This is a genomic window from Rhizobium sp. NPDC092011 (assembly GCF_044756305.1).
Classification (GTDB): domain Bacteria; phylum Pseudomonadota; class Alphaproteobacteria; order Rhizobiales; family Rhizobiaceae; genus Rhizobium.
Map to the genome: position 1 here is coordinate 195,060 of NZ_JBIVSO010000003.1, position 22,704 is coordinate 217,763.

22 protein-coding genes are annotated in these 22,704 nt (G+C 60.3%); 10 read left to right on the forward strand and 12 right to left on the reverse strand.

Going from position 1 to position 22,704, the window contains the following annotated elements:
* Positions 1-55: 55 nt before the first annotated feature.
* Positions 56-673 carry a DUF6656 family protein gene (locus tag ACIQJ2_RS16130; protein ID WP_199145483.1) on the reverse strand — a complete coding sequence of 206 codons (618 nt, stop codon included), beginning with the start codon at positions 671-673 and terminating at the stop codon, positions 56-58.
* 98 nt (positions 674-771) lie between these two features.
* Between ACIQJ2_RS16130 and ACIQJ2_RS16135 the strand changes: the two genes are divergently transcribed.
* From ACIQJ2_RS16135 to ACIQJ2_RS16145, 3 genes are all read left to right on the forward strand, one after another.
* Positions 772-1,185: an ACT domain-containing protein gene (locus tag ACIQJ2_RS16135; RefSeq protein WP_400667541.1), complete on the forward strand. Its 414-nt coding sequence runs from the start codon at positions 772-774 to the stop codon at positions 1,183-1,185.
* Between the two features lie 409 nt (positions 1,186-1,594).
* The gene (locus ACIQJ2_RS16140) at positions 1,595-2,839 is read left to right on the forward strand and encodes an aromatic ring-hydroxylating dioxygenase subunit alpha (protein ID WP_199145480.1); all 1,245 of its coding nucleotides are present in this window, start codon (positions 1,595-1,597) and stop codon (positions 2,837-2,839) included.
* A 2-nt stretch (positions 2,840-2,841) separates the two neighbouring features.
* Positions 2,842-3,930, forward strand: a complete 1,089-nt coding sequence (locus ACIQJ2_RS16145; RefSeq protein ID WP_199145477.1) for a hybrid-cluster NAD(P)-dependent oxidoreductase — start codon at positions 2,842-2,844, stop codon at positions 3,928-3,930.
* A gap of 57 nt (positions 3,931-3,987) precedes the next feature.
* Here the strand turns inward: ACIQJ2_RS16145 and ACIQJ2_RS16150 are convergent, their stop codons facing one another.
* Positions 3,988-4,995, reverse strand: coding sequence for a glycoside hydrolase family 25 protein (locus ACIQJ2_RS16150; protein ID WP_400667538.1), 1,008 nt, complete (start codon positions 4,993-4,995; stop codon positions 3,988-3,990).
* Positions 4,996-5,240: 245 nt separating this feature from the next.
* On the opposite strand from ACIQJ2_RS16150, the gene ACIQJ2_RS16155 reads away from it, so the two are divergent.
* On the forward strand, positions 5,241-5,702 hold the full coding sequence (locus ACIQJ2_RS16155; protein ID WP_199145473.1) for a BA14K family protein: 462 nt from the start codon (positions 5,241-5,243) through the stop codon (positions 5,700-5,702).
* Between the two features lie 131 nt (positions 5,703-5,833).
* Here the strand turns inward: ACIQJ2_RS16155 and ACIQJ2_RS16160 are convergent, their stop codons facing one another.
* The gene (locus ACIQJ2_RS16160) at positions 5,834-6,835 is read right to left on the reverse strand and encodes a transporter (protein ID WP_400667536.1); all 1,002 of its coding nucleotides are present in this window, start codon (positions 6,833-6,835) and stop codon (positions 5,834-5,836) included.
* A 385-nt stretch (positions 6,836-7,220) separates the two neighbouring features.
* Here ACIQJ2_RS16160 and ACIQJ2_RS16165 point away from each other — a divergent pair, with 385 nt between their 5' ends.
* Positions 7,221-8,999: an acyl-CoA dehydrogenase gene (locus tag ACIQJ2_RS16165; RefSeq protein WP_400667534.1), complete on the forward strand. Its 1,779-nt coding sequence runs from the start codon at positions 7,221-7,223 to the stop codon at positions 8,997-8,999.
* A gap of 9 nt (positions 9,000-9,008) precedes the next feature.
* A complete protein-coding gene (locus ACIQJ2_RS16170; protein ID WP_400667532.1) occupies positions 9,009-9,761 on the forward strand; it encodes a crotonase/enoyl-CoA hydratase family protein in 753 nt (250 codons plus the stop codon).
* Between the two features lie 4 nt (positions 9,762-9,765).
* On the opposite strand, the gene ACIQJ2_RS16175 is transcribed toward ACIQJ2_RS16170, so the two are convergent.
* Both ACIQJ2_RS16175 and ACIQJ2_RS16180 read right to left on the reverse strand, forming a co-directional pair.
* Positions 9,766-11,016: a class I SAM-dependent RNA methyltransferase gene (locus ACIQJ2_RS16175; RefSeq protein ID WP_400667531.1), complete on the reverse strand. Its 1,251-nt coding sequence runs from the start codon at positions 11,014-11,016 to the stop codon at positions 9,766-9,768.
* Positions 11,013-11,753: a TlyA family RNA methyltransferase gene (locus ACIQJ2_RS16180; protein WP_400667529.1), complete on the reverse strand. Its 741-nt coding sequence runs from the start codon at positions 11,751-11,753 to the stop codon at positions 11,013-11,015. The genes ACIQJ2_RS16175 and ACIQJ2_RS16180 overlap by 4 nt, the downstream gene beginning before the upstream one ends.
* A 112-nt stretch (positions 11,754-11,865) precedes the next feature.
* Between ACIQJ2_RS16180 and ACIQJ2_RS16185 the strand changes: the two genes are divergently transcribed.
* Together ACIQJ2_RS16185 and ACIQJ2_RS16190 are read left to right on the forward strand one after the other, a co-directional pair.
* The gene (locus ACIQJ2_RS16185; RefSeq protein ID WP_400667527.1) at positions 11,866-12,873 is read left to right on the forward strand and encodes a DUF4424 domain-containing protein; all 1,008 of its coding nucleotides are present in this window, start codon (positions 11,866-11,868) and stop codon (positions 12,871-12,873) included.
* Positions 12,874-13,231: 358 nt separating this feature from the next.
* Positions 13,232-14,260 carry a sensor domain-containing diguanylate cyclase gene (locus ACIQJ2_RS16190; RefSeq protein WP_400667525.1) on the forward strand — a complete coding sequence of 343 codons (1,029 nt, stop codon included), beginning with the start codon at positions 13,232-13,234 and terminating at the stop codon, positions 14,258-14,260.
* Between the two features lie 253 nt (positions 14,261-14,513).
* On the opposite strand, the gene dxs is transcribed toward ACIQJ2_RS16190, so the two are convergent.
* The 4 genes from dxs to ACIQJ2_RS16210 form a co-directional block, all read right to left on the reverse strand.
* On the reverse strand, positions 14,514-16,430 hold the full coding sequence (dxs, locus tag ACIQJ2_RS16195; RefSeq protein ID WP_400667523.1) for a 1-deoxy-D-xylulose-5-phosphate synthase: 1,917 nt from the start codon (positions 16,428-16,430) through the stop codon (positions 14,514-14,516).
* A gap of 125 nt (positions 16,431-16,555) precedes the next feature.
* Positions 16,556-17,479: a pirin family protein gene (locus ACIQJ2_RS16200; RefSeq protein ID WP_400667521.1), complete on the reverse strand. Its 924-nt coding sequence runs from the start codon at positions 17,477-17,479 to the stop codon at positions 16,556-16,558.
* A gap of 70 nt (positions 17,480-17,549) precedes the next feature.
* Positions 17,550-17,801, reverse strand: coding sequence for an exodeoxyribonuclease VII small subunit (locus tag ACIQJ2_RS16205; protein ID WP_184700926.1), 252 nt, complete (start codon positions 17,799-17,801; stop codon positions 17,550-17,552).
* 2 nt (positions 17,802-17,803) lie between these two features.
* Positions 17,804-18,745: a histone deacetylase family protein gene (locus ACIQJ2_RS16210; protein WP_400667518.1), complete on the reverse strand. Its 942-nt coding sequence runs from the start codon at positions 18,743-18,745 to the stop codon at positions 17,804-17,806.
* Between the two features lie 281 nt (positions 18,746-19,026).
* On the opposite strand from ACIQJ2_RS16210, the gene ACIQJ2_RS16215 reads away from it, so the two are divergent.
* Positions 19,027-19,428: a thioesterase family protein gene (locus tag ACIQJ2_RS16215; protein WP_199145569.1), complete on the forward strand. Its 402-nt coding sequence runs from the start codon at positions 19,027-19,029 to the stop codon at positions 19,426-19,428.
* A gap of 7 nt (positions 19,429-19,435) precedes the next feature.
* On the opposite strand, the gene ACIQJ2_RS16220 is transcribed toward ACIQJ2_RS16215, so the two are convergent.
* From ACIQJ2_RS16220 to ACIQJ2_RS16230, 3 genes are read right to left on the reverse strand one after another with little or no spacing between them, the layout of a single operon-like run.
* The gene (locus ACIQJ2_RS16220; RefSeq protein WP_400667516.1) at positions 19,436-19,993 is read right to left on the reverse strand and encodes a biotin transporter BioY; all 558 of its coding nucleotides are present in this window, start codon (positions 19,991-19,993) and stop codon (positions 19,436-19,438) included.
* 28 nt (positions 19,994-20,021) lie between these two features.
* Positions 20,022-20,624 (reverse strand): energy-coupling factor transporter transmembrane protein EcfT, encoded by a 603-nt coding sequence (locus tag ACIQJ2_RS16225; protein WP_199145448.1) that lies wholly within the window; start codon positions 20,622-20,624, stop codon positions 20,022-20,024.
* A complete protein-coding gene (locus ACIQJ2_RS16230; RefSeq protein ID WP_400667514.1) occupies positions 20,624-21,301 on the reverse strand; it encodes an energy-coupling factor ABC transporter ATP-binding protein in 678 nt (225 codons plus the stop codon). The genes ACIQJ2_RS16225 and ACIQJ2_RS16230 overlap by 1 nt, the downstream gene beginning before the upstream one ends.
* A 171-nt stretch (positions 21,302-21,472) precedes the next feature.
* Here ACIQJ2_RS16230 and ACIQJ2_RS16235 point away from each other — a divergent pair, with 171 nt between their 5' ends.
* A complete protein-coding gene (locus ACIQJ2_RS16235) occupies positions 21,473-22,663 on the forward strand; it encodes a winged helix-turn-helix domain-containing protein (RefSeq protein WP_199151343.1) in 1,191 nt (396 codons plus the stop codon).
* Positions 22,664-22,704: the final 41 nt, after the last annotated feature.

The following is a 22,704-nucleotide window of genomic DNA, read 5'->3' on the forward strand; positions in this document are numbered from 1 at the left end:
TGCCTGCTTGCAGTTCAGGCCGTTTCTTATGCTCTTCGAGTTTTCGGATCAATCGTCAAAGCTGGCGAATGATGTCGCGAAGCTGCTCGTTGCGGGCACCGAGCAGAAGAACATTGCGGATGGCGATCTGCGGGTCGTGCGTGTGGAAGAGCACGCCGTTGCCGCGGATGTCGCGATTGATCGTCAGCTTCTTGTCTTCCGCTTCCTTGTCAGGATGCATGGCGACGGCGAAATACATCCGCGAATATTTGAGACTGATGTCTTCGAAGAAGTTTTCTTCCTGGCCGATGCGGGCAAAGAAGTTGGCGATATAGAAGGCCCAGTTCACGTCCTCATAATGCGCGAACTGCGTTCGCGCGGCGGTGACGTGGCAATAGCCCAGATGCGGCGTGTCCTTCAGCGTGTGATGGAAGATGAGTTTCGGGAAGCGAATCGACTTGTGAAAGCCGTTCAGCCGGTCATGGGTCTTTTCGCCGGCACTCAGCAGCTTCTGCGCGGTGCGTTCGGCGACCTCCTGGTGGGTCATGTATCGGCGCTCTTCGGCAAGCCAATGTGACCTGTCGCGATTGATGCGGCCGGTTCGCAGGAATTCGCTATGCCCCGTCGTCGACACCGCTGCTGTTGGCTCGGGGTCGGCGGGCTTCCCAGTGTCGAAATATCTGAGTTTGGCCATGCCGGGTCTCGCTATAAGAATCTGGTGATTGCATGATAATACACCTGGCTTGAGCAGGGCTTAACGGCGCAGGCGCACTTTCCTAAGGAGACCAAGACATGTCCGGAGTAACCGATCTCAAGCAACTGCTTTCCGGCATGAAGCCTAATCTCGCCGAGGGAGAGTTCGTCTATTGCAGCGTGCCGGCCACTGCGCTGATAGACCATATTCATTTGGAACCCATCGGCTTTTTCCGGGAGCGCGAGGGTATGACGCTGATCCTGCCACTGGAAGCCGCGCGACAGGCGGGACTTGCAACCACCCCTGCCATGCGGATGATCACCCTCGAAGTCCATTCGTCGCTCGAGGCCGTCGGCCTCACCGCCGCTTTCGCCACGGCGCTCGGAAATGAAGGCATCAGCGCCAATGTCGTCGCAGCCTATTATCATGACCATGTCTTCGTCCCCTCGGGCGACGCTGACCGGGCGATGGCGGCATTGCGGGCGCTTTCTGCGGCGCAGGCACCGCTTTGATTGCCCGGCGTCGGTCGTTCTGTCGCAATCAGAATAAAGCGTCATCAGCAAGGCGTGGAACAGTTGCCTCGCCGATTTGCGATGGTGATACTTAAGGGATTGAATTGTCTTTCTATATTGCCGCCGTACGCAACCGTCTCCAGATATGGTTTCGTCTGTCGTCAATTTCGAAGTCGATGTCGCATTGTAGCGGAGCGGGCGATAGGGCCGGGAGCTATGATGATATCAATCTCAAGGTGCCGTCCATCAGGGAGGCGGAGGTCCTGGCAGCAGGGCCTTTCCAGAACCCGGAAACCAGCCTTGGGCAGATATGGTTTACTGACCGCGACGGGTGGTCGGATACTGCTTCAACCGTTCTGACGGTTGCGCAGGTCCTCCCTCGCTTCCGGTACTGCGCGAGGATAGGCAAATGGATATCAAGAGCAATGTGTTGCGGCAATTGAAGAGCCGCCGTGAGGGCTTCAGCCTGGAGCAACCTTTCTATATCGATCAGGATTATTTCAAGCTCGATATGGAAATGATCTACTATCGCGACTGGCTGTTCATCGGCCACGATTGCGAGGTGCCGCGCGCCGGCAACTACTTCACCGTACAGATCGGCGAATATCCTGTTGTCATCGTTCGCGGCCGCGACCAGGTGATCCGGGCCTTCCACAATAGCTGTCGCCATCGCGGTTCGCGCGTCTGCACGACTGAGCGCGGCTCCTCGGCCAAGCTCGTCTGCCCCTACCACCAGTGGACCTACGAGCTGGACGGCTCGCTGCTCTTTGCCCGCCAGATGGCGGAGGATTTCGACAAGAGCCAGTATTCTCTGAAGCAAGTCCACTGCGAAAGTGTCGCCGGCTATATCTTCATCTGCCTTGCGAAGAATGCGCCGGATTTCGCGCCGGTTCGTGCTGCGATCGAGCCCTACATGGCGCCGCATCGCATGAGCGAAGCCAAGGTCGCCTTCCAGAGCACCATCATCGAGAAGGGTAACTGGAAGCTGGTCTGGGAAAACAATCGCGAGTGCTACCACTGCGCCGCCAACCACCCCGAGCTTTGCCGCACCTTCCCGGAAGCACCGACCGTTACCGGCGTTCAAGGCGCGATGAGCGATCCGGTCATCCTGGAGCATTGGGCACGTTGCGAAGCCGCAGGCCTGCCGAGCGAATTCAAGATCTCGCCGGACGGCCAGTTCCGTACCGCCCGCATGCCGCTGATCGAAGGAGCCGAAAGCTACACCATGTCCGGCCAGAAGGCCGTCAAGCGGCAGCTGGCCTCCGACGTGACGATGAACGGCATCGGCACGATGCTGCTCTTCCACTACCCGACCACCTGGAACCATCTGCTTGGCGACCACGCCATTTCCTTCCGCGTGCTGCCGCTCAATGCCGAAGAAACCGCCGTTACCACCAAATGGCTGGTTCATAAGGATGCAGTCGAAGGCGTCGATTACGATATCGAGGAGCTGACCCACGTCTGGAACGAGACCAACGATCAGGACCGCCGCATCGTCGAGGAGAATGCCTTCGGTATCCACTCGCCGGCTTATGAGCCCGGTCCTTATTCGGAAATCCACGAAGGCGGCGTCATGCAGTTCGTCGAGTGGTATTCGAACTTCATGATCGACCGCCTGCAGGGCGATCAGGCCAAGCTGTCGGCGGTAGCCTGAGTATGAGCAAGACCGCCTCCAACAGTCATCGACACCTCGATCAGATGCAGCCCTGGAGCGACAGGCAGCATCTGCTCGAATGCCTCTCGGTCACGCCCGAAGCGCCCGATGTGATGACCTTCACATTCGGGTCCGACAAGGACAACTGGTTCCGCTATCTGCCGGGCCAGTTCGTGACGCTTGAGCTGCCGACGACGCCGGAGCCGGTCATGCGCACCTATACGCTGTCGTCCACACCGTCGCGGCCCTTTTCGGTCGCCGTGACGGTGAAGGCGCAAAAGGACAGCATCGGCACGCGCTGGATGTTCGACAATCTGAAGCCGGGCATGCGTATCAAGGCCTTCGGACCGCTCGGCGATTTCAGCCACATCCGCCATCCTGGCGAAAAATACCTGTTCGTCTCGGCCGGTTCCGGCATCACGCCGATGATGTCGATGACCCGCTACATGGCCGATATCGCGCCGCTGTCGGATATCGGCTTCATCAATTGCGCGCGCAGCCCCGCCGACATCATCTTCCGCTCGGAGCTGGAATATCTCGCCCGTTTCATGCCCAACCTCAGCCTCGGCCTGATCGTCGAGGGTTGCGGCCGCACCGATCTCTGGTCGGGGCTGAAGGGTCGCATCGACAAGGCCAAGATCGGCTTGCTCTCGCCGGATTTCATGGATCGCACGATCTTCTGCTGCGGTCCCGAAGTCTTCATGGATGCCGTCCGCTCCATGCTGGAAGCGCATGGTTTCGACATGTCGCGCTACCATCAGGAGAGCTTCCAGCCGGCAAATGCGGCAACGCCGCTCGCCGAGGTGACCGACGACGCGTCGACCGAGGCCGCGACGACGATCCGCTTCACCATGGCCGGCAAGGACGTACTCTGCCCGGCCGGTCAGACCGTGCTGCAGGCGGCCCGTGGCGCCGGCGTGCGCATCGGCGCAGCCTGCGAATCGGGGCTTTGCGGTACCTGCCGCGTGCTGAAGCTTTCTGGCGAGGTCGAGATGAGCCACAATGGCGGCATCCTCGACGACGAGATCGAGGAGGGCTACATTCTGGCCTGCTGCTCGCGTCCGAAGACGGATGTTCAGGTCGAAGCCTGATGCGCCGATTCAAATAGATGGAGCGACCTTTGTGCTTCCGTAAGGAAACACGGCGCTTTAGAAATCCTGATAGTTAAATTCGTTGATCTCAGCGACCGGCTTGGATCGCGGGATCGAAGCCGTGACCACCGGGTCGAGCAGCAGCGAGACCAGCGTTTGCCGCGGCCCGCTGCAGGTCGCATCCTGAGCAATCGTCAGGTCGGGGGCGGGAAGCGGCTTGGCCGCCACGAGATCGCCCTGCGGCCAGATCGCGGCGAGCTGCACCTTGGTCATCGGCACGACATTGACGTCGATATCGGTCAGGGTGCCCGGAACGCGGTAGGGGCAACTCTTGTCGGAGCAGTTTTCCGACGAGACGAATTGCCAGATGGCATAGCTGTCCCAGTTGCCGAGCGGGAAGGTGCCCTTCACGTCCGGCTTGTAGCGGGCATACCAGAGCGGCAGCCGCGACAGCAGCGGATAGAGATCGCGGTGATCGGCAATATACTGCGCCGTATTGTGGTTGGTGTATAGGATCGGATAGCGCCCGGTTCTGACCTTGATATGCGCGACGAAAATCTGGGCATCGTCCAGCGACATGAACTGGGCAGGGTCCATCCCGTCTATGTCGAGCACCATCAGCTCATCCGGCTGCGGATCGGCATAATCGAGAAAATGATTGGCCTGATCGATGGGATTGCCCGGCCGTCCCAAATGATAAGCGCCCCATAATAGGCCATTCGTCTTCGCCAACATGCGGCGGGTCTGATAGAGTTCGCGGCTGATGGCGTATTTGCGCCATATCGTCTTGCAATGCGCGGGTGTGTCGCCCGCGGGTTTGGCGGCGCAATTGTAGGTCGCCGGCAGGCCGTCCGAGGCTTTCGAAATGAAGGCGGCGATGCGCTTGTCCTGCAGAAACGCACTCCAATCGATCGTATTCAGCTCGTAGGCATCGACGATGAGGGCGTTTTTCGTGTCCGTCCAAGGTTGATTTTCACCAGCCGAAGGTTTGGTGGCCGGGCCCATGAAGCTCAGAACCGTAAGGAAGGTGCAAATCAGGGCGTGGCTCTGCCAGGATCCTTTCATGAAATAATAGTAAGGATTGCTGGTTAATCTTGGGTTAAGAATGCAAACACTATAAACTCGGTGTGGAGCCCTCGCATAACTCCTTAAGTTGGTAGGGATTTAAGGAACCAAACAGTGTGCTGCCGCGTTTCTTGTCGTCTATTCGAATATACGACGAAACAGGCAGCGAAACCTTGCTCGGGAAGCATTCCCGACATGAAACCTATAGGCTTGAGCACAAGTCGAACCAGGGAATGGAGATAAAAATGCTTGGTTTCCGTGCGAAAATTGCGACCATAGCCGTGACGGCCGCGGTCACCTTGACGAGCTTCACACCGTCTTTCGCCATCCAGATGCCCACCGCACCGGTCGTGCAGGCCGACAAGTCAGTCGGCAATGTCGAGCAGGTGCAATGGCGCGACTATCGCGGCGGCTACTATCGTCGTGGTTGGTATGGCGGCTATCGCGGCTACTCGGGTTATCGTCACGGTTATCGCTATCATGACGGCTACTGGTTCCCGCTCGCCGCCTTCGGCGCCGGCGCTTTGATCGGTGGCGCAATCGCCAGCCAGCCGCGTTATTATGCGCCGGCTCCGGCTCCTTCCGTTGGCATAAACCCTCGGCACGTTGACTGGTGCGAAGGACGCTACCGTTCCTATCGCGCCTACGACAACACGTTCCAGCCGAATTATGGCCCGCGCCGCCAGTGCTACTCGCCGTATTACTAAGCCGCAGCTAACGTAGTTCAGGGAAAAACGATTGACGGTTTTTCGCCCGGAATTGCGTAAGGGCAATAGAATTGAGAGTTACAGACACAAGCCGTCCGGTTCCCACCGGGCGGCTTTTGCATGTCTCAACCTCAGAGAATGTCGACGCGCTTCAGCAGCCACCAAGCCAGCAATATGGACGCGATGATGAAGCCGACCGCATATCCGGTACCGGTGGAGCCGCCGGCGAGCGGCAGGCCCGATGTGTTCATGCCGAAAAAGCCGGTTACCAGCGTGGGTGGCAGCAAAAACGCCGTCATGATCGACAGGATGTAGAGGTGGCGATTGATCTCGGCCGAGAGCTTCGAGCCGATTTCTTCGTGCAATAGCCTGGCGCGCTCCTGCAGCGCATAAATGTCATGCTCGACAGCCTCGAGCCGGCCCGTCAAGCGCCCCGCCACATCGTCGAAACCGAGCGGCATTTCCTCGTCATCCGAGGCGGCGGCGTGACGCATCAGAGAAAGCACCGTTCGCAGATGCCTGTGTAGTCGCACGATCGTCCGGCGAATGGGCGGAAGCCGTGCGCGCTCGTCATGCGACGTATTGCCGTGCACGAAATCTTCGATAGCGTTCAGTTCCTCGCCGATTTCGATGACGACGGAAATCAGGGCACGCTGGAATTCTGCCACCAGCGCCTCGAAAACATCCACCGGGCTGGAAAAACGCGCCGGGTTCTTTTCGATCAGCGTACGGGCCCGATCCAGGCTGCGAAGCGGCTGCAGCCGGCTGGTGATGAGCATGCGATCGGTCAGCGCGAAATGCAGCCAGCCGATATCGTGGGTGTTGTGAGTGAAATCACGCTGGAAATCGACCAGTGTGCCGAAAAGCATCTGTTCATCGACAGTGACGGCGGCATGCGTTTCATGTGTCGTCAGCGCGATGCGTGCGGCGTCGTTGAGGCCTGGCGCGTCCGCGAGGAAGGCCGGGACGCGGGCATCGACGAGACTGAGATGCAGCCAGAGGAAGCCTTCTCCGGTAAAGAGCGCCGCACGATCGGTATCGTCGGCCAACCGCTCCGGCTTGTCCGAGCCCGGTCGCAGACGATAGGCCCAGACGAAGCCCGGTATCTTATTGGCGGAGATGATCGTGTTCATGGCCGGATCGTTCGCATTGTCTGAACAGTTGCCTTAGTCTTTGTTCATGACGATTGTTTATACAAGACCATCATTAGCCGGAATAATTGCTGGCGCGGCTGCGGCGACTGGCTGCAGCTTTGCGATAAAGACGAGTTTTGAACCCGCTGCGGGATCGTGTTTGCGGCCTAGCGGAAATCGTCACGATTGCTGCTTCGAAAAATTGACGTTTACGTAAAAATCAACTAGCTATGTTACCCACCGTCTTCGGCCCGAGTGAGGCAGGCCGAAGGCAGTATCGAGCATTTCCGATTTCAAATAGAGTCACGGAAATGCTCTATCTGTTTGTTTTCACGCAATTCCGGACGCAACATTGCTGGAATTGTTCTCATGCGGAGGAGACAGCATGTACAAGGCGCCCGTCGAGGAAATCGCATTCACGCTGAACCACGTCACAGGCATGGGACGTGCGATGGAGCAGGGGATCCTCGGTGATCTCAGCGCCGATGTCGTCGACGCCATTCTAGCGGAAGCCGGGCGATTTGCCGGTGAGGAAATGGAGCCACTGGCCGAAAACGGCGACCGGCAAGGCGCAAGGCTGGTCGATGGCAAAATGGTTCTTCCCGACGGCTGGGAGAAACTCTATCGCGACTGGATATCGGGCGGCTGGAACGGGTTGACCGCGCCGGAGGAATTCGGCGGGCAGGACCTCCCGCACATGCTGAACATTGCGACGCTGGAAATGTGGAATTCCGCTTCGGTGGCATTCGGCCTGGCGCCGACGCTGACCATGGGGGCGGTCGAGGCGCTGCGGGCGCACGGCAGCGACGATCTCAAGAAGATATACCTGACAAAGCTCGTATCGGGTGAGTGGACCGGAACCATGAACCTGACGGAGCCGCATGCCGGTTCCGACGTCGGCGCTCTGCGTGCACGCGCTGAACGCGGGGACGATGGCAGCTATCGCATTTTCGGCCAGAAGATCTTCATTACCTGGGGCGATCATGAAGCGACGGAGAACATCATCCATCTCGTTCTCGCCCGGTTGCCGGATGCCCCTGCCGGAACGCGCGGCATATCGCTCTTTCTGGTGCCGAAGTTCCTTGTGAACGAAGATGGTTCGCTGGGCGCCCGCAACGATTGCTTTGCCCATTCACTTGAGCACAAGCTCGGCATCCACGGTTCTCCGACCTGTACGATGATCTATGGTGACGGCAAGTACGGCAGCGAGAAGGGCGCCTTGGGCTGGCTCGTCGGCGATGAGAACAAGGGCCTCGCCTGCATGTTCACGATGATGAACAACGCGCGCCTGGCTGTTGGCATTCAGGGTGTGGCGATCGCGGAGGCGGCCACCCAGAAGGCTATCGCCTATGCCAGGGAGCGCACGCAGGGCCGTGCGCCGGGCACAACTTCAGCAGGCATGAGCCCCATTATCGAGCATCCTGATGTCGCGCGCATGCTGCTGACGATGAAGTCGCTGACGCAAGGGTCTCGCGCCATCTGCTATGCCTGCGCCGAGGCGATCGACATGTCGCATCGCGATCGGCAGAGTGCAAAGCACTGGCAGGAGCGGGCTGCGCTGCTGACGCCGATCGCCAAGTCTTTTTCCACCGACGCCGGCGTCGATGTCGCCTCGCTCGGCATCCAGGTTCATGGCGGCATGGGCTTTATCGAAGAGACCGGTGCGGCACGGCTGCTGCGTGACGCACGCATCGCGCCGATCTACGAAGGTACCAACGGCATTCAGGCCATCGACCTCGTGACCCGCAAGCTGACGATTGGCAATGGCGAGCATGTGCGCGGTTTCATCAGCGAGCTGCGCGACATTGCCGGTTCGGTTGCCAGATCCAATCTCGAGGGTCTCGGCGAGACCGCGCCACGATTGGAAGCCGCGATCGACGATCTTGAAAAAGCGGGCGAATGGCTCCTGGCCAAGCAGGCCGAGGGCGCGGTTGCGGAGGCTCTGGCCGGCGCTACCCCTTACCAGCGGCTATTCGGCCTGGTGCTGACCGCTTCCTATCTCGCCAAGGGCGGTCTTGCCGACGTCGCTGATGGTGAAGGGGCGAAACGCATCGCACTCTGCCGTTTTGCCGCCGAGAACCTGCTGGCTGAAACGGCGGCGCTTGCCGATCGCGTCTTGGCCGGCGCATCCAGCCTGGAAGCTGCCCGCATTGCTCTTGCCTGAGGAGAGGCCATGACCGACCACATTCTGATCGAACGTTCCGAAACGGCGCCGCATATCCAGATCATCCGGTTCAACCGGCCGGAAAAGAAGAATGCCATCACCCGCGCCATGTATCAGGCAATGACCGATGCGCTGAGGGCGGCGGACGAGGCGTCGGATATTCGCGTCAACGTCTTCCTCGGTACGGAAGGCTGCTTCTCTGCCGGCAATGACATGGCCGATTTCCTTGCCTTCGCCATGGGTGGCAGCATGGGCCGCGAAGTCGTGGATTTTCTGGTTGCTCTGGCCAGCGCCCGAAAGCCGGTCGTCTCCGGCGTCGATGGCCTGGCGATCGGCATCGGCACGACGATCCATCTCCACTGCGATCTGACCGTTGCTTCCGACCGCAGCCTGTTCAAGACGCCCTTCGTCGATCTTGCCCTTGTTCCCGAAGCTGCTTCCAGCCTGATTGCGCCGCGCGTCATGGGCCAGCAGCGCGCCTTTGCGCTGCTTGCCCTTGGTGAAGGCTTCTCCGCTGCGCAAGCCAAGGAGGCCGGCCTGATCTGGAAGGTAACGGCGCCGGAAGCAGTGGAGGCCGAAACGCTGTCGCTGGCGGCAAAGCTCGCCGCCAAGCCGCCGGAGGCACTGCGGATCGCTCGTGACCTCATGCGCGGCCCGCCGGACACCGTTCTTGACCGCATCCAGCAGGAAGCCGGGCATTTCGCTGCTCAGCTGAAGAGCGCCGAGGCCCGGGCGGCCTTCGAAGCTTTCATGAAGCGGTGAAGGCTTACTTCTCCAGCACCGCAACCACCTCGACATGCGAGGTCCAGAGGAACTGGTCGATCGGCGTTACCTTGGTGATGCGGTAACCGCCTTCGACCAGCAGCGCGAGATCGCGGGCGAACGTTAACGGATTGCAGGAGACGGCGACGATTTTTTTGACCTGCGAGCGGGCGAGTTCCTTGCACTGGAATTCGGCTCCCGCACGCGGGGGATCGAAGACCACGGCATCATAGACCTTGAGCTCCTGGGCCATCAAAGGCCGGCGGAACAGGTCGCGGCGCTCGACGGTCACGGGCTTCAGGCCCTGTGTATTACGGGCGGCGTGGTCCAGCGCGGCAAGCGGCTTGTCTTCGCTTTCCACCGCATGCACGCGCCCGATGTGCGCTAGACGAAGCGAGAAGGTGCCGCTGCCGGCGAAGAGATCGGCGATACGCTTGGCTTTGCCGACATGAGCGGCCACCCGCGCGGCCATAGCATCCTCGGCCTGCTTGGTTGCCTGCGTGAAGGCGCCCGGCGGTGGCGCAACCTGCACGCCGCCGAAATCGATCATCGGCTTTGCCGGCTCCACCAGGATTTCGCCGTTCAGCGAGACGCGGGCGATGCCGCGAAGCGCCAGCACGGTTTCAACCGTGCTGCGGCGCTGTTTGTCGGAAAGCGACTTGATGCCGTCAACGGCCAGATCGAGGCCGGACAGGGTTTCCAGCACGGAGATGCGGAAAGCCTCGGCATTGGCAGCGATCGCGGTTGCGACTGCCCTGATCGCGTCGAGCCGTGCCATGATCCCCGCTGACGCGATGGGACATTCCTCGATTGCGACGATATGGTGGCTTTCGGCCTGATTGAAACCGATCAGCGTGCTCTTTTCGGTCTTGCGCGCGGCAAAGACGACCCTGCGGCGCTCACCGGGATGAGCGGCAACGATATCGTCCACCTCAGGCGCCAGGCCCTTGGAGCGCAGCGCATCGATGACGAGCTGGCGTTTGAAGGCGCGGTAGGGCGCGTCGACATAGTGCTGCAGGGTGCAGCCGCCGCACGTGCCGTTGACGCCATCCGGCCCGAAGTGGCGACAGTGCGGCTCCTGCCGATCCGGAGAGGCCGTGGTGATCGACATCAATGTGCCCTGGCTTTTCACCCGTGCGATGGCGACATTTTCGCCCGGCAGTGTGAAGGGTACATAGATCGGGCCATCGGCGCCCTGCGCGATGCCGTCGCCCTGACCGCCAAGCTTCTGGATGGTGACGCTTTCAGTGCTCATGGCTTGATCCCTGCGAGAAGAAATTCATGGTTGCCGTCGCCGCCTGCAATCGGCGAGTCGATGAGGCCGAGACTTTGCCAGCCCATATCCTGGACGAACCAGCGCTCGAGTTCTGCGGCGACTGATGGAGCGGAGGAGGGGTCCTTCAGCAGTCCACCCTTGCCGATCGCATCCCGGCCCGCCTCGAATTGCGGCTTTACCAGCAGTGCTGCACGCGTCCCCGGCTCGGCAAGAGCGAGTGCCGGCGCAAGCGCCAGTTTCAGCGAGATGAACGACACGTCGGACACGACGAACGAAATGGGCCGGCCAATATCCTCGGCTGTCAGGTTGCGGGCGTTCAACCCTTCGATGTTGGTGACGCGCGGATCGGCCGCTATGCGCGGGTGCATCTGGCCGTGGCCGACATCGATCGACGTGACATGGGCCGCGCCGCGTTGCAGCAGAACCTCGGTAAAGCCGCCGGTCGATGCGCCGACGTCGAGACAGCTTTGTCCCTGCGGATCGATGCCGAAATGATCCAGGGCCGCTACCAGTTTCAGTGCCGCGCGGGAGACATAGTCCTGGGCCGGATCGTCGATGCCGATCTTGGCTTCTTCGGTAAAGAGCGCACCCGGTTTGGTCACCACCTTGCCGTCGACGGTCACGGTGCCGCGTTGAATGGCATCGCGCGCGCGGGAGCGGCTGGCGAAGAGCGAAAGGGTGACGAGAAGCTGGTCGAGACGTTGTGGTTCGGACATAGGCAGTCCATGCCGGTCAATGCGGTGCGTTGCAAGCCTTTTGTGCTGATCGTGGCGTTGACGGCGGATTGCCGCTGGCCTTAATTGAGCAAATCAGCGGCTGGGGAGCATCATGCGGAAAATCAGTGGCTATGCGGCGCTATTGGCGATGTTTGCTGCGCCAGCCTTGGCGAATGACACCATGGCTGAATTGCAGACCGGCGGCCTGGCCTACGTCCGGACCGGCGACATCAGCATGGATCAGGAAAAACTCTTCATTTCGCCGGCCGAAGTGCGCGTCGACTACGTTTTCCAGAATACCTCGGACAGGGATGTCGAAAGCGTCATTGCGTTCCCCATGCCGGATATCAAGGGCGATGTCGACAGCATGGTCGATGCCGGCGATGTCGAAGCCGACAATTTCCTTGGCTTCACCGTAACCCAGGACGGAAAGGCCATCGTCCCGACCCTTCAGCAGCGCGTTACAGTCGCCGGGGTCGACATGACGGATGAGCTGAAGGCGCATGGTGTGCCCTTGCTGCCGCTCAGCCGGGCGGCGATGGACGCCGCAGCCAAGCTGCCCGTCGAGGTGTTGGAGGATTGGACGGCGCGCGGTCTGATTACCGACGACGAATACGACAATGACGGCCAGGGCATGAAGCATCATCCGACGCCGATGTGGACGCTGCACACCACCTATTGGTGGCGCACCAAATTTCCCGCCAAGGCCAAGATCGCTGTCCAGCACCGCTACAAGCCAAGCGTCGGCGGCACCGTCGCCATCACCTTCGCCGGCGATGAAGATTATCAGACCCGGCAGCTGCAGACCTATCGCGGCAAATATTGCATCGACGAGGCGTTTCTGAAGACCGCGACCAAGCTCGCAGCCGCAGCCGACAAGGGTGGCCGTACCTACACCGAAAGCTGGATCTCATATGTGCTGACGACGGGCGCCAATTGGTCGGGCCCCATCAAACATTTCGAACTGACCGTCGATAAGGGCAGCCCGGAAAATTACATCAGCTTCTGCGGCAAGGACGTGAAGAAAACCGGCCCGACAACCTTCCAGATGACGGCGCAGGATTTTTACCCCGAGCACGACCTCGATATTCTGATTCTCGCTGCGACACCCGTCAATTAATGGGTCTCCGAGTGAGGCGAAAGCGCCTCGGAGCGTCGGCAAATCATTCGTGCGGGGTAAGGCTGCAGCTTGCCGTGAGCCTCGCCGATTCGCTGCCTCGCGGCGAGCGGGTTCGGTTTTGCACAGGCTGTACGAAAATCTCTCATGCTGCACCTGTCTTATCTTGGGGCAGCCCTATCTCTGATGAGGGTGCTTCTTTCCTTGAAAGGCAGGGTATTCGGCAGGCACATTCATTTTTCGCAAGCTGGCGGACCATTCTTTGGTCAAGATTTATTAAATATTTGATCGGCGGCAGGGTTGCTCCCAGTAGCGAACCGCCATTTCTATAAGCGCATACTGACCGCCTAGGGAGAGTCGAATGGGACAGCTCGTCCGAGTTCCGGCCAACGAAACACAGAGACTTTTGGCCGTACGCTCCCTGAATGGGATTCACAGCAGTCCGACGCCGGAGCTTGCGACTCTTGCCGAGCTGGCGAGAGGCGTATTCGAAACCCCCTACGCGGCGATCAACATCATCGACGAAGACTGGCAGCGTATCGCGGGGCAGGCGGGTCTGAAGATCGCCGAATGCTCGCGCGACATGTCGATCTGTACCCGTGTGGTGTTCGACGACGGATTGCTGGTCATTCCTGATCTGGTTGAAGACCCGGAGTTGAAAACCGCTCCCTTCGTTCTCGACGATCCCTGCTTCCGCTTCTATGCAGGCGCGCCGGTCAGATTGGAGAGCGGCTTACCTGTGGGCGCTTTCTGCATCCTGGATCAGAAGGCAAGGCGCTTCTCCGAAGGCGAGGAGCGCAGCCTCATGCAGTTTGCGCAGATCGCAAGTGCACTGCTGCGTCTCCAGAAGAACAACCTGTTGATGGGCATTGCCGAAAACGGCTTGCGCGCCGCCGCCATGACAGATCCATTGACCGGCTTCTACAACCGCTCGGCGCTGGAAGGCATTGTTGATGGAGCGTTGAGCGCGGCGATCTCAGCCGGCAGACGCTTCGGCGTTCTCTATCTGGACATGGATGGCTTCAAGGCAATCAACGATCGTTTCGGCCACAATGTCGGCGACGAGGTGTTGTGCGAGGCATCATCGCGTATCCGCTCTGTCATTCGAGCCGAGGATATCGTCGTGCGTATGGGCGGTGACGAGTTCGCAGTTTTCGTTCCCGACCTGCCCGAGGGGAGCGCGCTTATTTCCTTGTCCGAACGGCTGCTTATGGCGTTCCGGGCACCTTTCACGGTGGACGGCGTGTCCATCTTGGCTAGGCTGAGCATTGGCGCAGCCATCGCGCCGCAGGATGGCGCAACGCGCACGCTGTTGCTGCGGAATGTCGATGCCGCCCTCTATCAGGCGAAGGCCGCCGGCCGCGATCGCGTCGCGATATTCGGTTCCTGACGATTAGAGGAATTCCAGGAAAAGTGCGCAGTGGTTTTCCGTTCGGAATGCGTAAGAAAACAATAAGCTAGAGCATGTCGCGCAAAAGTGTGCAGCGGTTTTGCGACTACGACATGCGCGAAATCAAAAAGCTAAAGCGCATGAAGCGAATCTGAAAGATCGCGACGCGCTTTACAGCGTCTTCGCGTTTCGAAAAAAAGCGGAAACGTTCTGGAGAGAAGCCCGAACGCGATGAAATTGCCGGCTCGGCAAATTATCCCGCCGCTTCGACGATCCGGCCACGACCAAGCGCGTTGAACACGGTCTGCACGATGCCGGCCCGGTCGATGCCGGCCTTGGCGTTCATGACCTCGGGCTTCGCCTGCTCCATCCAGATATCGGGCATGACGAGCGTGCGGATCTTCAATCCGTTGTCGAGCAGGCCTTCGCTGGCGAGGAACTGCATGACCTGGCTGCCGAAGCCGCCGACCGAGCCTTCCTCAATGGTGATCAGCATCTCGTGGTGAGCGGCCAGCTGACGGATGAGATCGTGATCGAGCGGCTTGGCGAAGCGGGCGTCCGCGACCGTCGTCGACAGACCGGCCGCATCGAGATCCTCAGCGGCTGCGAGGCTATCGGCCAGGCGCGTACCAAAGGATAGCAGCGCGACCTTCGAACCTTGCTTGACCACGCGTCCCCTACCGATTTCCAGAATCTGTCCGCGTTCCGGAAGCTCGATGCCGACACCTTCGCCACGCGGATAGCGGAAGGAGATCGGGCCGAGATCGTAGGCGGCGGCGGTGCGGACCATGTGCTTCAGTTCCGCCTCGTCGGCGGCGGCCATGACGACGAAACCGGGCAGGGTGGCAAGGAATGCGGTATCGAAGGAACCCGCATGCGTCGGCCCATCGGCGCCGACGAAACCGGCGCGGTCGATCGGGAAGCGTACCGGCAGCCCCTGGATGGCTACGTCGTGCACCACCTGGTCGTAGGCGCGCTGCAGGAAGGTGGAATAGAGGGCGGCAAAAGGCTTATAGCCTTCGGCGGCAAGGCCGGCTGCAAAGGTGACCGCATGCTGCTCGGCAATGCCGACGTCAAAACAGCGGTTGGGGAAGAACTCCTGCAGCTTGTCGAGACCGGTGCCGTTCGGCATGGCGGCGGTAATGCCGACGATCTTGTCGTCGAGCGTTGCTTCCTGCACCAGAGCGTCGGCAAAGACGCTGGTATAGCTCGGTGCGTTTGGCTTCGCCTTGGCCTGGGTCCCGGTGATGACGTCGAATTTGTTGACGCCATGATATTTGTCGGCGGCGGCTTCAGCGGGCGGATAGCCCTTGCCCTTCTGCGTGACGACATGGATCAGTACTGGTCCCTGAGCATTGTCGCGGACATTGCGCAGCACGGGCAAGAGATGTTCGAAGGAATGACCGTCGATCGGGCCGATATGGTAGAAGCCCATCTCCTCGAACATCGTCCCGCCGGTCACATAGCCCCGTGCGTGCTCTACTGCCCGCGTGATGGCGCGGTCGACCTTCTTGCCAAGATAGGCCGTCAGTTTCTTTCCAAAATCCCGGAAGCCCATATAGGTGCGGCCGGAAGCGAGGCGCGCGAGATAGGCGCTCATCGCGCCCGTCGGCGGAGCAATGGACATGTCGTTGTCGTTGAGGATGACGATCAGTCGCGCATCGAGCGCGCCGGCATTGTTCAGGGCTTCATAGGCCATGCCGGCCGACATGGCGCCGTCGCCAATGACGGCGATCACGCGCCGGTCGGTCTTATCGAGCTCGGCGGCAACCGCCATGCCGAGACCGGCGGAAATGGAGGTCGACGAATGCGCGGCGCCGAAAGGATCATATTCGCTTTCGGCCCGGCGCGTGAAGCCGGAAAGGCCATCTTCCTGACGCAGCGTGCGGATGCGGTCGCGACGTCCGGTCAGGATCTTGTGCGGATAACACTGATGCCCGACATCGAAGATCAGCCGATCATCCGGTGTGTTGAAGACGCTGTGAATGGCGATGGTGAGTTCGACGACGCCGAGGCCGGCGCCGAGATGCCCGCCCGTGCGAGACACCGCATCGATCATCTCGTCGCGGACTTCGCGGGCGAGCTGCGGCAGATCCCGATCTTCCAGCTTCCGCAGATCGGAAGGATACTGGACCTGATCGAGCAGGGGCGTCTGTGGCATTTGTGTCAAGGCGGAAGCCTCTTTCTTGCTATTCTTGGGCGGCGGTCCGCCTTTACGTCAAAACAGATTGCGACAAAAGGCGCCGAATTCAAGGTGATCCCGAACAAGAAACATGTGGGATTGTCATGAACCCGTCAGCCTTCCGGCAGGGGAATGAATTCTTCTTCGTCGCCTGGCACGATATCGAAGCGGCCAGTGCGCCATTCTTCCTTGGCTTTTTCGATCCGCTCCTTGGAAGATGACACGAAATTCCACCAGATATAGCGCTTCGAATTGAGCGCCGCACCACCAAAAAGCATGAGGTGACAGCCTTTTTCTGCGGCTTCCAGGGTTATGGCGTCGCCCGGGCGGAAAACGAGGAGCTGATCCTGTGCGAACCGGTCGCCGGCGACGACCAGCGAACCGGAGAGAATATAGATCGCACGTTCCTCATGTGCTGTACCGAACGGAAACTTTGCACCCGCCTGCAGCTGAAGATCGACATAAAGCGTATCGGAAAAGGACTTCACCGGTGACTTGAGGCCCTCGAAGTTGCCGATGACCACACGTCCGGTGACGCCGGCGTCGGAGATATCAGGAAGATCCTCCTTTTCCGTATGGGCGAAGGCGGGATCGATCTCTTCCTTGTCGTCGGGCAAAGCCAGCCAGGTCTGCAGGCCGGACATGGCAAACGGATGGTCGCGCAGGTTCTCCGGCGTGCGCTCCGAATGCACGATGCCGCGTCCGGCCGTCATCAGGTTGACGTCGCCGGGGCGGATCACCTTGGCGGTGCCAAGGCTGTCGAGATGGCGGATCTCGCCGTCGAAGAGGTAGGTGACGGTGGATAGGCCGATATGCGGATGCGGGCGCACGTCAAGAGCTTCGCCGGGTCGCAGGATGGCCGGGCCCATGCGATCGAAGAAGATGAACGGCCCCACTAGCCGCCGCCGGCTGCTCGGAAGCGCGCGCCGCACGGAAAATCCGCCAAGGTCGCTGGTGCGCGGAATGATGAGATTTTCGATCGCGTCGCAGGCGAAGGCATCACCTGCCTGAGGATCGTTGCCTGGGAAGAAAGACATATCGGGTCTCCTTTCGGTTGATGCTCAACCTACCGGGAATGTCAGGCAAACTCAAATTTTCCCGCTCGTCCTACTGCCCGTCCAGCGGTTCCGTGCCCTGTGGCTTTCCGGCGCGGTCGAGCCTGATCTTTTCGATGCGGTTCTCGGCAGCCGAGAGCAGAGCCTCGCAATGCTTCTTCAGCGCTTCGCCGCGCTCGTAGATGGAGATGGACTCGTCCAGTGCCACATCGCCGCGTTCCAGCCGCGCGACGATGCTCTCGAGCTCCGCCACGGCCTTCTCGAAGGAATAGCCTGAAACATCTACTTTGGCGTTCTCGCTCATCGTCAACCCTTCATCATGCGTAGAATATGCATCCCCGCCGACTCGGCGAGGCCTTCCAGATCATAGCCGCCTTCTAGCAGGCTGACGACCCGGTTGTTGGCGCTACGGTCTGCGACTTCGAGCAGCCGTCCCGTGGCCCAGTCGAAATCTTCGCCGACGAGGTTCAATTGGCCGAGTGGATCGCGGTGATGGGCGTCGAAGCCGGCCGAAATGATGATGAGGTCGGGGCGAAAATCATGCAGCGCCGGCAGAACGCGCGATTTGAAAGCTTCGCGGAAATGGTCGCCGCCGGTGTTCGGCGAAAGCGGTGCGTTGACGATGGTGTTGTGGGTGCCACGATCGTCTTTCTTGCCTGTGCCCGGGTAGAGCGGCATCTGGTGGGTCGAACAGAAGAGCACGGACGGATCGTCCCAGAAAATGTCCTGCGTGCCGTTGCCGTGGTGGACATCCCAGTCGACGATGGCGACGCGTTCTGCGCCGTGGGCCTTTTGTGCATGGCGGGCGGCAATCGCCGCATTGTTGAAGAAGCAGAAGCCCATGGCCTTGGACTTTTCGGCATGGTGGCCCGGCGGCCGGGCCGCCACGAAGACATTGTCCGCAGCACCCGTAAACACGTCGTCGACCGCCGCCATGGCACCGCCGACACCGTGCATGATCGCCTGCAGGGTCTTCGGGCTAGCGTAGGTGTCAGCCTCGATCTGGTTGATCTCGCCGTCGTCGCCTTTGTCCGGCATCGAGCGCAGAACGAATTCCAGATGCTCTTCGGGATGCGCAAGCAGGATCGCTTCCTCAGGAGCAGGCGGCGCCTTGCGCCGGTCCAGCCGCTCGAAATTCGGATGCTCAAGTGCAATGTTCAGCGACCGCAGCCGGTCGGGACGCTCCGGGTGGCCGGGTGGAACTATATGTTCAAGAAAGATCGGATGTTCGTAAAGACGTGTGCTCATGGGCCCAATCTATAAAAGAGGTGTGACGCCTATTACAGGACATGGACAATGTCACTACGATGTCAACAATCCATCTTAACCACTTTGGCAGGGCGCCCGTTTACTTATCGAGGCGCGGTGTTAAGCTTTCGTTAGAGCCGGATGATTTTAGGTCTGCTCGACCTAAAATCTGAATCCGCTCTAAAATCAAAGAAGTAGAGCATGATGTCGCCCGAAAACCGCGCGCACTTTTCGGCATCATGCTCTAAGGTCAGTATGGCGTCGGCCGGGGTTGTTGCGTGATGATGAGCATAGAACGATCCGATGTCATCGAGTTCAGGGTGCCGCCGCGTGATGTCGACAGGCACGGCCATATGTTCATCGCCTCCTACATCTCGCAGGCGGAGACAGCGCTTTCGAATTTCTGGCGGACGCGGCCTCTCGTCGATGACGAGCCAATCTATGTCGCCAGAAAGGCATCCTGTTCGCTGCACAGAGCGCTTCGCTACGACGACCTTGCGCGTTTCTCGGTCAGCGTCAACAAGATCGGTGGAAAATCGATCGGCTTTGTCGTTGCCGTCGAAACCGGCAACGAACTGGCGGCTGAGGTGGAAATCCTGTGGCTCGCGGTTCGCGGCGAGGAGCATGAACCCGTCTCGCTGCCGGAAGACACGCGCGATTGGCTCTACAAATATCTGGCTTGAGCCGGGCTTAGCTTCGCTGCGGTAGCAGCGGATAACCGGCCATTACAGCGCGTCCGACGAGCGCTGCCACGGCTGCCTTGACGACGTCGCCGGGCACGAAACCCAGCGATCCGAAAAATGCCTTGCCGAAGCCGATATTGATGGCGAGCCAGGCGATGCCGAAGGCATAGAGCACCACCACGCCACCGATGGCGGCGGCGATGAAGAAGCCGACGCCTTGTGCGAGATTGCTCTGCTCAGGCTTCACCAGCCGCTCGGAGAGATAGCCGGTAACGAATGCCGCGAAAATCCAGCCGACGAAAAAGCCGGCAGTGGGGCCAGCGAACACGGCAAGGCCGCCGCGGCCGCCCGATAAGACCGGCAGGCCGATCGTGACGAGAACGACAACCAGCAACACGGCGATCGTGCCACGCTTGGCGCCAAGCACAACACCGGCAAGCATGACGCCCAGCGATTGCGCGGTGATCGGCACGGGAATGATGCCGATCGGGATCGGTGGCAGCAGGCCGAGCGCCACGATGATGGCGGCAAACAGCGCCGAAAGGACGAGGTCGCGGGTGTTCATGGCAGCTCCTTGCGAAACAGATCTGTGTTCATTGCCGCCGAATGCCACGCGCGTCAATCGCAGCGGCGATATTGTCCGCATCGCGCAACGTCAGAATGATTAGCGGCGCGAGGGTCGTGACCAGCCTCACCTTGATTCCGCGCGCCTGATGCGCCTCGCGGATCGCCTGATAGCGATCGAGAATTTCAGGCACGAAACGAATGACGAGGCCGATCGCAAGCCCGATATCGGCGGCTTTGAGCGGGCTCACCTTCTCGACCGGCATGGCAAGGGCGGTGATTTCGTCAATAAAAGCCGCTGTCGATGTGGTTGCCGTCACCGTGGCCGCAAAGAGCGCAAGCGCGGTCAGCCTCAGTGCCGTGACGATTGCAGCGTGGAGCGGACCGACCAATGCGGCAAAGACCGCCAGCACGGCAATCGAGATCAGGATCGGTCGCAGTCGCCGCAGCGCGTCCCTGATCGACAGACCGGCGCGAAAATAGAGACCGGCGCCGACCAGATTTGCGCAGGCAAGCAACGGGACGGACTGCGTCAGGAAGAGCACGACGCCAAGAGCGGCCAACGCCAGGAGCTTCACGCGCGGCGTCAGCCGGTGCAGCCATGTGTCGACGTCGACATGCAGCGTCTGCATCAGGCAGCCATCTCCTTGTACCGGGCGATCGCCGCCGCCGCCGGAGCATCGACGACCAACCGGCCTTGATCGAACACCAGCACCCGCTCGAAATCCTCCAGCAGCGGCAGATCGTGGCTGATGACGATGACATTTTCCGGCAGCGTTGCCATGGTTTTCTGCACGAGCGCCCGGTTGCGGAGATCGAGCTGGTTCGTCGGCTCGTCCAGAATGAGAATGTCGGGGCCGGTGACCAGCACGGAGCAGAGGGCTGCCATCTGCAGCTCGCCGCCTGAAAGCTCATGCGCGCGACGCGCCGCCAGATGGCGAACGCCGAAGCGGTCGAGAATGCCGTCTACCGCCGCCTCGATCCGTGATTTGTCGTATCCGCGCGCCTTCAGCCCGTAGGCAATATCGTCGCGCACGATCGGCAGGATGATCTGGTTCTGTGGTGACTGGAAGATATAGCCGACCTTTCCAAGCACGGCGCCGGCATCGCTAACCGTGTCGAGCCCATCGACAACGATACGCCCGGTCGTTGGCTTGACGAGCCCGTTGATGAGCCGCGCGAACGTCGTCTTGCCGGAACCGTTGAGGCCGATCACGCCGATGCGGTGCTCTTGAAGCGTCAGGCTCAGCGGAACCAGCGCGGTACGAATGCCATAGTCGACGCCGGCATTTTCGAAGCGGATGTCCAAGCGGCTTCCCTGCTCAATAGTGTGATCGCGGAGCTATAGAGCAATTCCAGGAAAAGTGCGAAGCGGTTTTCCGGCTGGAATTGCGGAACGACAAAAGGCTGTAGCGCATTGCGTCGATTTATCAAATCAACGCCTCTTTGAAAGCATGGGAATTTATGCCTATGATCCCTCATGACGAATCTGCTTTCGAATCGTGACGCCCGCCGCGTGTTCCTTGCCAAGCAGGGGCTCGCCAATCCGCCGAACCGTGCCTTGACCAAGGCGGGGCTGTTGCAGCTCATCCAGGACATCGGTTTCGTGCAGGTGGATAGTATTGGCACCGTCGAGCGAGCCCATCATCAGATCCTGTTTTCACGCAACCAGACCTATCGGCGCGAGCATCTGACCGAGCTCTTGGAAAAGGACGGCGCGCTTTTCGAGAACTGGACGCATGATGCCTCCATCCTGCCGAGCGCCTTTTACGTCTACTGGAAGCATCGCTTCCGCCGCGAGGATGCTGCGATCATCGAGCGCTGGCGCAAATGGCGTGGGGAGGGGTTCGAAGCCGTCTTCGACGAAACCTACGAGCGCGTACTGAAGCACGGAGCCATCACCGCCCGCGAGGTCAAAGCGGAGGATCATGTCTCCGGCGGCTGGTGGAATTGGCACCCGAACAAGACAGCACTCGAATATTTCTGGCGCACCGGCAAGTTCGCGATCGCCGGTCGCACCAATTTCCAGAAGGTCTACGATCTGGTCGAACGGGTTCTTCCAAGCCATTTCCACGAGCCGGAAGTGGAGCATGAGGAATTCGTCGATTGGGCCTGCCGCAGCGCGCTGCAGCGGCTTGGGTTTGCCACTTCGGGCGAAATATCAGCCTTTTGGGATCTCGTGACGCCGCTCGAGGCCAAGACCTGGGTGGAGACGCATCGCGATGAGCTGACCGATGTGCTGATCGAGCCCGTCGGCGGCGGCAAGCCGCGCGCATCCTATGCTTTTCAAGATTTCCACGAAACACTCGATCAGCACCCGGAAGCGCCGGCGCGCATCCGCGTCCTAAGTCCCTTCGATCCGACGCTGCGGGATCGCAACCGCACCGAACGCCTGTTCGGCTTCTTCTATCGCATCGAGATTTTCGTGCCTGAACCGAAGCGCGAATATGGCTATTATGTCTTCCCGCTGCTCGAGGGGGACCGGTTGATCGGACGGATCGACATGAAGGCCGACCGCAAGGCGAGCACGCTCGACGTCAAGCGCTTATGGCTGGAGCCGGGTGTAAAGGCTTCCGCTGGTCGCCTGGAAAAGCTGGAGGCCGAGCTGGAGCGCGTCGCCCGCTTCACCGGCGTCGAGAAGGTCGTGTTTCTCGAAGGTTGGCGGGGCTGACCACCTCTCCTGCAGGGGAGGGGTAGCCAAAGGCATCTGTC

What these genes read in the sequence shown, in the direction of transcription:
- ACIQJ2_RS16190 (WP_400667525.1), top strand. Translation starts at nt 13,232, where the DNA reads ATGGGACAGCTCGTCCGAGTTCCGGCCAACGAAACACAGAGACTTTTG.
- ACIQJ2_RS16180 (WP_400667529.1), bottom strand. Translation starts at nt 11,753, where the DNA reads ATGTCCGAACCACAACGTCTCGACCAGCTTCTCGTCACCCTTTCGCTC.
- ACIQJ2_RS16205 (WP_184700926.1), bottom strand. Translation starts at nt 17,801, where the DNA reads ATGAGCGAGAACGCCAAAGTAGATGTTTCAGGCTATTCCTTCGAGAAG.
- ACIQJ2_RS16170 (WP_400667532.1), top strand. Translation starts at nt 9,009, where the DNA reads ATGACCGACCACATTCTGATCGAACGTTCCGAAACGGCGCCGCATATC.
- ACIQJ2_RS16155 (WP_199145473.1), top strand. Translation starts at nt 5,241, where the DNA reads ATGCTTGGTTTCCGTGCGAAAATTGCGACCATAGCCGTGACGGCCGCG.
- ACIQJ2_RS16140 (WP_199145480.1), top strand. Translation starts at nt 1,595, where the DNA reads ATGGATATCAAGAGCAATGTGTTGCGGCAATTGAAGAGCCGCCGTGAG.
- ACIQJ2_RS16210 (WP_400667518.1), bottom strand. Translation starts at nt 18,745, where the DNA reads ATGAGCACACGTCTTTACGAACATCCGATCTTTCTTGAACATATAGTT.
- ACIQJ2_RS16150 (WP_400667538.1), bottom strand. Translation starts at nt 4,995, where the DNA reads ATGAAAGGATCCTGGCAGAGCCACGCCCTGATTTGCACCTTCCTTACG.
- ACIQJ2_RS16165 (WP_400667534.1), top strand. Translation starts at nt 7,221, where the DNA reads ATGTACAAGGCGCCCGTCGAGGAAATCGCATTCACGCTGAACCACGTC.
- ACIQJ2_RS16215 (WP_199145569.1), top strand. Translation starts at nt 19,027, where the DNA reads ATGATGAGCATAGAACGATCCGATGTCATCGAGTTCAGGGTGCCGCCG.
- ACIQJ2_RS16160 (WP_400667536.1), bottom strand. Translation starts at nt 6,835, where the DNA reads ATGAACACGATCATCTCCGCCAATAAGATACCGGGCTTCGTCTGGGCC.
- ACIQJ2_RS16145 (WP_199145477.1), top strand. Translation starts at nt 2,842, where the DNA reads ATGAGCAAGACCGCCTCCAACAGTCATCGACACCTCGATCAGATGCAG.
- ACIQJ2_RS16235 (WP_199151343.1), top strand. Translation starts at nt 21,473, where the DNA reads ATGACGAATCTGCTTTCGAATCGTGACGCCCGCCGCGTGTTCCTTGCC.
- ACIQJ2_RS16185 (WP_400667527.1), top strand. Translation starts at nt 11,866, where the DNA reads ATGCGGAAAATCAGTGGCTATGCGGCGCTATTGGCGATGTTTGCTGCG.
- ACIQJ2_RS16200 (WP_400667521.1), bottom strand. Translation starts at nt 17,479, where the DNA reads ATGTCTTTCTTCCCAGGCAACGATCCTCAGGCAGGTGATGCCTTCGCC.
- ACIQJ2_RS16135 (WP_400667541.1), top strand. Translation starts at nt 772, where the DNA reads ATGTCCGGAGTAACCGATCTCAAGCAACTGCTTTCCGGCATGAAGCCT.
- ACIQJ2_RS16130 (WP_199145483.1), bottom strand. Translation starts at nt 673, where the DNA reads ATGGCCAAACTCAGATATTTCGACACTGGGAAGCCCGCCGACCCCGAG.
- ACIQJ2_RS16220 (WP_400667516.1), bottom strand. Translation starts at nt 19,993, where the DNA reads ATGAACACCCGCGACCTCGTCCTTTCGGCGCTGTTTGCCGCCATCATC.
- ACIQJ2_RS16175 (WP_400667531.1), bottom strand. Translation starts at nt 11,016, where the DNA reads ATGAGCACTGAAAGCGTCACCATCCAGAAGCTTGGCGGTCAGGGCGAC.
- ACIQJ2_RS16225 (WP_199145448.1), bottom strand. Translation starts at nt 20,624, where the DNA reads ATGCAGACGCTGCATGTCGACGTCGACACATGGCTGCACCGGCTGACG.